Annotated in this window: 10 protein-coding genes; 3 read left to right on the forward strand and 7 right to left on the reverse strand. The window is 41.8% G+C overall.

What is annotated here, in order from left to right:
• Nucleotides 1-139 precede the first annotated feature (139 nt).
• From TOL9009_RS0127055 to TOL9009_RS0127080, 6 genes are all read right to left on the reverse strand, one after another.
• Complete coding sequence (locus TOL9009_RS0127055; protein WP_029636254.1) at nt 140-670, reverse strand: histidine kinase; 531 nt, start codon at nt 668-670, stop codon at nt 140-142.
• A 366-nt stretch (nt 671-1,036) separates the two neighbouring features.
• Nucleotides 1,037-1,291, reverse strand: coding sequence for a type II toxin-antitoxin system VapC family toxin (locus tag TOL9009_RS49715; RefSeq protein ID WP_051503043.1), 255 nt, complete (start codon nt 1,289-1,291; stop codon nt 1,037-1,039).
• Nucleotides 1,281-1,607 (reverse strand): hypothetical protein, encoded by a 327-nt coding sequence (locus tag TOL9009_RS0127065; RefSeq protein WP_242055632.1) that lies wholly within the window; start codon nt 1,605-1,607, stop codon nt 1,281-1,283. The genes TOL9009_RS49715 and TOL9009_RS0127065 overlap by 11 nt, the downstream gene beginning before the upstream one ends.
• Nucleotides 1,607-3,223, reverse strand: a complete 1,617-nt coding sequence (gene murJ, locus TOL9009_RS0127070; protein ID WP_029636258.1) for a murein biosynthesis integral membrane protein MurJ — start codon at nt 3,221-3,223, stop codon at nt 1,607-1,609. Before murJ ends, TOL9009_RS0127065 begins: the two co-directional genes overlap by 1 nt.
• A 138-nt stretch (nt 3,224-3,361) precedes the next feature.
• Complete coding sequence (locus TOL9009_RS0127075; RefSeq protein ID WP_029636260.1) at nt 3,362-3,868, reverse strand: pentapeptide repeat-containing protein; 507 nt, start codon at nt 3,866-3,868, stop codon at nt 3,362-3,364.
• 167 nt (nt 3,869-4,035) lie between these two features.
• On the reverse strand, nt 4,036-5,508 hold the full coding sequence (locus TOL9009_RS0127080) for an LCP family protein (protein WP_029636262.1): 1,473 nt from the start codon (nt 5,506-5,508) through the stop codon (nt 4,036-4,038).
• Between the two features lie 116 nt (nt 5,509-5,624).
• Here TOL9009_RS0127080 and TOL9009_RS0127085 point away from each other — a divergent pair, with 116 nt between their 5' ends.
• The 3 genes from TOL9009_RS0127085 to TOL9009_RS0127090 all read left to right on the forward strand — a co-directional run bounded on the left by TOL9009_RS0127085 (nt 5,625) and on the right by TOL9009_RS0127090 (nt 8,924).
• Nucleotides 5,625-6,692, forward strand: a complete 1,068-nt coding sequence (locus TOL9009_RS0127085; RefSeq protein WP_029636264.1) for a mannose-1-phosphate guanylyltransferase — start codon at nt 5,625-5,627, stop codon at nt 6,690-6,692.
• Between the two features lie 253 nt (nt 6,693-6,945).
• Nucleotides 6,946-7,194, forward strand: a complete 249-nt coding sequence (gene yidD, locus TOL9009_RS43905) for a membrane protein insertion efficiency factor YidD (protein ID WP_242055636.1) — start codon at nt 6,946-6,948, stop codon at nt 7,192-7,194.
• Nucleotides 7,195-7,277: 83 nt separating this feature from the next.
• Nucleotides 7,278-8,924 carry an ABC1 kinase family protein gene (locus TOL9009_RS0127090; protein ID WP_029636266.1) on the forward strand — a complete coding sequence of 549 codons (1,647 nt, stop codon included), beginning with the start codon at nt 7,278-7,280 and terminating at the stop codon, nt 8,922-8,924.
• A 309-nt stretch (nt 8,925-9,233) separates the two neighbouring features.
• Here the strand turns inward: TOL9009_RS0127090 and TOL9009_RS0127095 are convergent.
• Nucleotides 9,234-9,786 (reverse strand): IS5 family transposase (locus tag TOL9009_RS0127095; RefSeq protein ID WP_029636268.1); only part of this gene is annotated, 553 nt, incomplete at its 5' end.

A 9,786-nucleotide genomic window follows, 5' to 3' on the forward strand; every position in this document is an offset into this window, starting at 1 on the left:
CTTTACATTGTATGATATAACGCCAAGCATATTACATTATAAAGGACGCGGTGAGGCGGATGATAAATCCGTGTTCCGCGTCCTTTAATAACTATTTCCGCTAAGGGAAATGACTGCATTTTAATATCAGTCATAGAAATTAGAAGCGGAAACCAACACCAGTTTGCAAGCTTAAAGCACCAGCATTGCTGTCTCTGTAAGCGTCAATACCCCATTTAGCATCACCATACAAAACGGTGTTTCTAGCAATTTCTGATTCAGCACCAACGGTTACTACAGGTGTATTCTTGTTTCCTAATTGGGTAGCTTTACCTTCATCGGTGACAAACGAGTAACCACCACCAACGTAAACGTTAGTATTTTTAGCGATCGCTGCATCGTAAGTTACTAACGGCATAAATGCGGTAGCATCACCACCGAACAAAACAGCACCCCGAACTGAAACAGGTGCGTTAGGAATTGCAGCGCGTCCTTGAATATTACCACCTAACAAAGCTGCATCATTTTGTCTTCCGCCGTTGGTGACACCAGCAGAAACACCAGCACCGAGATAGCTTCCTTTTAGACCAAGTGTTTCAGCGGTTTGAGGAGTTTGAGCGCTAGCAATTCCAGCACTAAAGATAACAGAAGCAACAGCGAGTACAGAGGTTGCGAATTTTGCGAGTTTCATAAGTTCTTCCTGACTAGAGATTTAGTTCAATCAATGTTCTCTAGTACTAGAATCTCTTTTTTTACGAAATGTAACCTCGCACTTTTGGATAGCCTGAATGGGTTAAAATTTTATACCCGACTGGGTGAACACACCAACTGCGATGGCGGAACGCCCGCTGGAAGCGATCGCACTCTCAAACCCAACGCGATCGCAAATAATCTTGCCAAGGTTAATTTATCTCATCAAAGCCTGAAAGCCTGCTTGTATAAAATGCTGGTCAAAAGTCAAAGCTTGACTTATTCCTGCTTGCTTCATAACTACAAACGAAATGCAATCAACCAAACCCCATGCTTTATCTTGATGTGTTTTGTAAAGTGTAAACGCTTATGCAAATAATTCGGGTGTGAGTCGCACAATTTCCACTTCATCTGAGGCAAAGAATTGCTCGATAATTTCAACAGCCTCGTCTTTATAGTTCCGCGCTAGAGCATTACCAACCTCTAATAGTACCGCATCAGTTGTGATTAAAGGATAAGTTTCTAAGCTATCAGCTAATTCTGAGGCTTGCTGATGATATTGGTCACGCTGATTAATCAATGCTACAACAAATAAAGTATCGACAAATATCTTATTTATCACCCTTATCCCTAGCTAAATACAAATCAATATTACTAGCAAAATCCTCTGGTGCATCAATCTTGATTTGTTTTAACTTTGACATGAAACTAGGTTTTTTTAACTGTTGTTTGGATTGGGCAAAATCTTTGATTAAAAGATATAGCTCATCTAGATATTCTTCGTTGAGGCTATCAATTTCAGCTTTGATTTTGTCTTTTGCGGTCATTTTTGCCTTTCCTGTTATACGATCATTAATTATAACTTTTAGGCATAGCTGGAGAGCGATCGCACTCTCAAACCCAACTGCGATAACTTCTATCCACCAACCACTATCCACTACTTCTTCAAAAACCGTTGACGCAGACGAGAGACAAAAACATTCACCTCTGGTAATCTGATCCATGAGGCAATGACGCCAAAAATGGCAATTCCCACTACAGCAGATACACATAACTCAAACAGCAGAATCAGCAAACCTTCTTTACCTAAATAGTGCTGAGAAAGTTCCAGAGTCGCAAAGCTGGCTATTCCACCTGCGATGCTAGCGGCAATTAAACCTAAAAACGGTAAACTCCACTCGCGCAAAGGTAAACCATTTAACTTGCGATTCAGAAAAAATAACAGCATTAATACTGAACTGCAATTTACAGTTACAGTTGCCAAAACCAAGCCGGAAGCGCCAAAAGCTTTAATTAAAAAGTAATCAAATACAGCGTTAAAGAAGATATTAATTATACTGATGCGAAAAGGTGTATCGCCATCGCCTAAAGCATAAAACACCCGCACCAAAACATCACGTCCTAAATAAACAAACATGCCAATTCCGTTGGCAATTAGCAGCGAAGACACTAGCGCTGAGTCTCTTCTCTCAAAAGCACCATGTTCGTAAACTATGCGGACAATCGGCACAGAAAGCGTGATCATCAATGCACCCAAGGGCAGCATGGTGAAACCTGAAAGTAACAAACCTTGGCGAATGCGTAATTTTAACTCATCCCAATTATTGGGGTCAGCAAGTCGGGCAAACATCGGTAATAAAGGAACCAAAATCATGTTAGAAATGATTCCTAAAGGAGTTTGCACCAGTAAAGATGCATTATTCAAAGCAGCAGCAACTCCGATAGTGGGAATTAAGGAAGCGAAAAACAAATCTGTGTAGAGGTTGATTTGCAACATCCCTGAGGAAAAGGTAGCCGGTCCCATGATTTTAAGAACATCTCTGACACCAGGCTGATTAAAATCAAATCGCAACCGCAATGTACCCAAACCAGACCGTGCTTGAACGATTACCTGGACTAACCATTGCAAAACTGCGCCGGCTAAAACTCCTCCTGCCAAAACAATTCCACCTAATTTGGCATATTCAAGAGTGCTAATTTTTTCACCCAATTGCAGATAAAGGAAACCCAAACCTGCAATAACTGTAATGCTGGAAAATAACGGACTGATGGAAGGTAGCCAGAATTGATTTGCAGAGTTGAGAACTCCAAAGCCAATACCAATCAGTCCGGCTAAGAGTGCGATTGGTGCCATGATTTGGAGTTGTAAAATAGCGATCGCTCTCACTAAATCTTTGTGTCCCAATCTCAAACCAGGTGCAAAGATGTCAATCATCTGCGGTGCAAAAATTACCACAATAATTGCCACGATTAACAGCATCCCACCGATCAGCGTCGTTATCGTTTCTACTAAAGGCGCCGCTTCTTCTTTCCTGCGCTTGGATAAGACGCTGACAACCGCACTATAAAATGGTCCGTTAATCCCCCCTAGCAGTATTAACAGAAAACCAGGAATCGTATAAGCGTAGTTAAAAGCATCAGCAGCCGGTCCCAAACCAAAAGCCGCTGCGATCGCTTGCTGACGTACCAAACCAAAGACTTTACTAATTAACGTTGCAGCGGCAACAATGCCAGCTATTCCAGTCAGAGAACGAGATGTTTTTTCTTGTGCCACGAATTATTATGGTCATTTGTTGGTTGATAGTGGTTAGGGGATAGTGGATAGTCGATAACTGTTGGCTGTTGACTGTTGACTGTTAACCGTCAACGCTCCAACTATCTACCAACAACTAACAACCAACCACTATCCCCTTTAACGACATCCTAAACTCTCGCGTGTGGAAATACCTGTAACTGGATTGACACCCGATGCGCGATCGCACAATAATGACACTTGATAGCGGTCAATTATAGCATCGGTAAAATCAGCACCTGTAATATCCGCACCATAAAAGCGGCTACTTGTCAAGGTCGCCTCTGTAAAAATCGCGTTTTTCAGATTTGCCTCATCCATAGTTACGCGGTCAACTAAAGCATAAGAAAGATTTGCACCTTCTAAATTTGCTCTAAGTAAAATTCCCTTGGTGAGAATTGCATTACTTAAATTGCTCCCTTGGAAATTTGCCCCGCGCATCTCCGCTGCCACAAAAGTTACACCTGTCAAATCAATGTTAGAAAAATCACGGTTTTCTAAACTCATATTGCTGTAATTTATTGTATTTACTTGACCAAAAGCCGGATGGGGATTAAATATTATCCACAAGGCAGCTAGTAGCAAACTTACAATCAAACTCAAAAAGCGAAGCAAAATCTTTTTCATAAATTTGTTGGTTGATAGTTGATAGTTGATAGTTGATAGTTGATAGTTGATAGTTGATAGTTGATGGTTGTTGGTTAAATTTCCGACTAATTCCTAACCACTATCCACTATCCACCAACCACTATCCACCAACCACCAACCACTATCCACTAACCATTATCCAATAACTACTTCCAATCCTTACCAATACGGATTGTCATGTCAGATTCGAGGTCGCCGGTAGAGGAGACATCGATATTACCTAAGCCTAAAATATTTTGTAGGTCAACTCCTGTTTGGCGGTTTCCTTTTTGGACAATAATCTGAGTTTGGCGTTGGGTATCGGGCCAATCAGCTGTTGTGTTAATTTTTGTAAAGCCCTTTTGTTTGAGATATTTGATAACTTTTTCAGTTAACTGAGGTTGATTGGATGCATTTTGAATAGTAATTTTCAGGTTCTGAACTGGACGCACATCTGGTTTAATACCAGTCAGATTCACCCCAACATAATCATTCAATAGCCTTTGTTGTCCAGTCATGTCCAGCCAATAGCTATTTGGATCTTGGCTTAAGCGGCTGAAAATACCTGGCAACATCGTCATTTGGAAATTATCTCGATCCACATTGACGGAGAAGTTGACCAGTGCCATCATTTCTTCCATCTTCAGGTTGGTATCAAAATACTTCCGCATCATCCGGGTTAATTGCGGCAACCTGGGTAGTACAGTGGGGTTATTGAGACGATTGACTAATCCTGCCAACAGTGCTTGCTGGCGCTGTACTCTCGGTAAATCTCCCATCCCTGGATCGCGATATCGAACAAACTCGTCTGCTTGGTCGCCGTTGAGGGTTTGCCAGCCTCTAACTAAAGAAGCTTCTCCAGATGAGTCTTGGTATTCCATCGAACTAGGCACATAGACCTCGACGCCACCCAATTGATCTACCAACTGACGTAAGCCGCTGGTGGAGATGCGAATATAGCGATCGATGGGCGCATTGTTCAAGGTACGACTAACTACCCGTGCTGCCAAGACGGGACCACCTTGAGCGTTAGCATCGGATATTTTGGTCAATCCTTTTTCAGGAATGGTGGTCATCGTATCTCTGGGAATTGAAAGTACCCGAATCGATTTGTCACTGGGGTTTAACCGTACCAGCAGCATGGTATCGCTTTTGCCTGCAAAGCTTTCGGGTGAACCATCAACAGTGCCTTTAGTTGGTTCAATGCCCATGATTAAAATATTCATCGGGCGGGAAAGCTTATATTGAGAGAGTCTGTCTGCCAACTCTCCCGGCATTGGCGTTTTTTGTGGATCTTTACCGGCGGCAAGAAGTTCTTCATCGGTTCGATCCAAATCGCTCCATAGTGGAGTCCACAGTGCCAATGTGGAAACGAGCAAACCAGATAAAACGATACCTAAAACTGCTGTGAGTATCCACAACAACCAGCGAGGCATACTTAAACCCAAGCGATCGTAAAGCTCGTTGGGGATGGAACTTACTGATTCGACAACGCTACGATTTGCTGCCGACTGTTTTAGTTCGATTTCATCCTGTACATCAGGTAATAGCTGATTTTCTGGCAGTTCTACCTGATTTTCCGGCAGTTCTACTTGATGCGGCGTTACTTGATTTTCTGAAAATTGTACTTGTTTTATCACGATTATCTCCCCACTCAACCACTGCCTAAACGTATGTTAATCCAAGCTACAAAAGTTGCCAGTAGAAATTGTCACAGTACACTTGTAATGTTCGTTGCTTAAATTTGTATGACAGAATGAATACTCCATTTTTCCCTGTAATTCTTGCTGGTGGTAAAGGTGAACGTTTTTGGCCCCTGAGTCGCGCTTTGCGACCGAAGCAATTTTTAAGTCTCGATGGTAGCTCTAGAAGTCTTCTACAAGCAACTGCCGATCGCCTGCTACAAATTGCTGACGGTTGGGACAATTTGTGGGTAATAACTTCTAGCCAGATAGCTCAAGGAGTCCGAGAACAACTTCCATCACTGCCATCTGAAAATTTACTTGTCGAGTCACAGGGAAGAGACACTGCCGCTGCTGTCGCTTGGGCAAGTTTGGAAATTAAAAAGCGTTACGGTGAAGAAGCGATGATCGGCTTTTTCCCTGCTGACCACTGGATTGCTGACCTAGAGGAGTTTACGCGTACAATACAAGCTGCAACTCAACTGGCGGCAAGTTCAGAAGCGATTGTCACCCTGGGGATCAAGCCAACTTTTCCATCAACTGGCTACGGCTACATTGAAGAAGGCGAAAATATTGGTAGCTTTGGTGAGTTGCCAGCTTATCACGTTAATCGCTTTACTGAAAAGCCTGACCGAGAAACGGCAGAAAAGTTTCTTGCTACGAAACGCTTTAGCTGGAATAGCGGTATGTTTATTTTTCGGGCAGGGGTTGTTCTCAAAGAACTGCATACCCACGCTCCGGAAATTATTGAACCGCTAGAACAACAGGGTGAGGAAGATGCTTATCCGCAGTTGCCTAAAAAGAGTATAGACTATGCCCTAATGGAAAAAACAAGTATAGCCTATGTATTACCGGTTGAATTTGGTTGGGATGATTTAGGTGATTGGAATGCGATCGAACGTTTACTTAAAAAAGAAGACAATCCCAATGTGGAACTGGCTACTCATGTAGGGCTAGATACCAAAGGTGCAGTTATTTACGCAACCGATCCAGATGATGTAATCGTGACTATCGGTTTAGAGGATGTGGTGATTGTGCGCGATCGCAACGTCACCCTCATTGTCAAAAAAGACCGTACCCAGGAAATCAAGCAAATCCTCAAAACCTTACAGAGTGATTCCCGATTTACCGAACTCTTGTAAAAGGACTGGGGACTGGGGACTGGGGACTGGGGACTAGGGACTAGGGACTAGGGACTGGTAAAGTTATGAGTTTGAAATTAATAACTCCTCACTCCTAACTATTCACTCTCCTCAATCCTTTATTCTCAATCCTGTGTAAAAGTTAAAACTCTTGGCAGAGGCGTAAAAGCTAGCATCTACATTATAACTTAAATGTCTGTTATTTTATCTAAGAGTTATGCAAGTCTATAGCCTTGAACCTCTAGCCAAGACAATGGCAATAAACTCAATTATTGCCTATCAAAATTATATTTCTCCTCACAAAGGATTTTTTTGTCCCCATCGTCTATTACACGGTGGGGATTCCTGCTCAAATTACGTTAAAAGAATGCTCACCAACCAAAGTTTGACAGAAGCTGTAAAATCATCAGTACAAAGATTCCAAGATTGTACTCAAGCAAGTAAAATTCTGACCAGTAACGGCTTCAGATGCATTGTCATCCCCTGCTGCTTACCTCTTTAACTCTTTTTTATTCTTTCTTCGCGTCCTTCTCCTTCTCCTAGCGGAGACGCTACGCGAACGTATCTTCGCAGTTCGTTAAAATCATGTTCCTCACTCAAACTGTTCCCCGTCAAAGAGATATCGTTGAAGTTCTATTCCGCAATGGCTGGGACTACATGCGAAGGCTACTTACCGGTGGGAAAGCTGATGATCCCCAGCTACCCACACCGGCAGTATTGAAAAACATCCTGGTGGATTTGGGACCAGTTTATGTCAAACTAGGTCAGCTACTTTCTACTCGTCCAGACTTACTGAGCGGTTCTTACATTGATGAATTATCAACGCTACAAGATGAAGTTCCAGCAGTTCCTTGGACAGATATAGAAGTAGTTATTCGCCAACAATTGAAACGCCCTTTAGAAGAAGTTTTCACCACAATTAATCCGGTAGCGGTGGCAGCGGGATCAATTGCTCAAATTCATCGGGCAACACTAGCAGATGGTCGAGAAGTAGCACTAAAATTGCAACGTCCGGGAATAGATTTAACCATTGCTCAAGATATCGCTTTAATTCAAGGAATTGCCGATTTAGTTGCTCGAACTGAATTTGGGCAAAACTATGAAATTAAAGCGATCGCTGAAGAATTTACCAAAGCTCTAGAAGCTGAATTAGATTTTACGCGAGAAGCAGGTTACACCGATCAATTGCGGCGCAATTTATCCCAAAGTCGTTGGTACGATCCCACTAAAATAGTAGTTGCAGAAATTAACTGGGATTTAACCACAGAAAAGTTAATGGTGATGGAGTGGCTGGACGGAGTACCGTTACTCTCAGCGAATTTTATCAGCGCTCAAAATGGTGAAGACCCCACAGAAGAACGAAACGCGATTACGACTTTATTATTTCGCGTTTTCTTTCAACAACTATACATAGATGGATTTTTTCACGCCGATCCCCATCCCGGAAATTTATTTTATTTGCGAGATGGTCGCATTGCCCTTTTAGACTGTGGGATGGTGGGAAGACTCGATCCCCGCACTCAGCAAATATTAACAGAAATGTTGTTAGCGATCGTTGATTTAGATGCTCAAAGGTGCGCTCAGTTAACTTTGCAGCTAGCGGATTCGCGTGAACCAGTAATTTTAGCGCGTCTGGAAAACGACTATGACAGAATGTTGCGGAAGTATCACAACATGAACTTGTCAGAAATCAACTTCAGTCAAATAATTTATGAAGTTCTGCAAGTTGCCCGCAATAATAAAATCCGTTTGCCCAGCAATATGGGTTTATATGCGAAAACTCTCGCGAATTTAGAAGGTGTAGCGCGGGGATTCAACCCAGAACTTAATTTTATTGATGAAATTAAGCCATTGCTGACAGATTTGTTTAGACGACAGTTATTTGGTGATAGTCCGGTGCGATCGCTTTTAAGAACAGCGCTGGATCTCAAAAGTCTCTCGTTACAATCTCCCCGGCAAATTGAGTTGCTCCTAGACCGAGTGACATCAGAAACCTTACAGTGGAATTTATCGCTACGAGGTTTAGACGGTTTGCGTCGCACTCTCGATGATGCTGCCAACCGCCTATCTTTTAGTATTTTGGTTGGTTCATTAATTATGGGAGCCGCAATTATTTCCAGCAACCCCCGCAGCGATCAATTATCGTTTTTGAACAATGTGCTGTTTGCCGCAGCCAGTTTGTTAGGTTTGTGGTTAATTATTAGTATCTTGCGATCGGGTCGTTTACGCTAAGGCAAGGTAGGAACGGAGTTATATCATGTCCGTTTAATTAGGGCTTGCTGAATAAGTCTTTAAAGCGAATCTAGAAGCCACACAGGTTACAAAATGGTTGTTTCGTTGCTCAGTTTCCTTTCTTTACCTAGCGATCGCGCTTTGATTGTGCAAGGGTTTTGAGACTCTAGATGTTAAACAAGTGCACTTGTTTGGTGAAAAAAGGCTTAAACCCCTTATCTGGACTAGATTACACATTCATTCAGCAAGCCCTAATTAGGGTTTGCTGAAAAAGTATGAAAAAGCAATTCTTTTGGGTTGACTAGTTATTCAAGTAAAATCAAAGATAAGCTTTTGTTGTTTATAAATAACAAAATCATAATTTTCAGTTATGCGAAACTGCATAAAAGGTGCAGTTTTCAAAAATAGACATAAAAAAGCATAAAAAACCCGCGACAGGTGAGTAGAAAGATTCATCACTAAAAAAGTAATAGCAATTGCAGTAAGAGAAGTGTGGGAAAGTTTCGCCATCACTCGATTGAGGCTAAACCTTCTTTTAGCTTGCCCAAATTTTCCTTCAATACAATTACGAATTCTCTCGGATTCTAAATCTTGCTTCTTTTTTTCTTTACTAACATTTACTGGTGGTCTTCCCAAAGCCGGTCCACTCATGATAATACCTCTTTCTTTGCACCAAGCTCGATTCTCTCTCGTTCGATAAATTTTATCAACATGAACGGATTCTGGATAATAGCCAGTATAATTTTTATATGCTTCTACTTGTGCTTTTAAGTCTCCAGATTCATTAAAATTATTCCAACTAATATGGTCTAAAAATACATATCCCTCAAAACAACTAGCAGACAATTTTGCCCCAAATTCT

Source organism: [Scytonema hofmanni] UTEX 2349 (assembly GCF_000582685.1).
Lineage (GTDB): Bacteria > Cyanobacteriota > Cyanobacteriia > Cyanobacteriales > Nostocaceae > Hassallia > Hassallia hofmanni.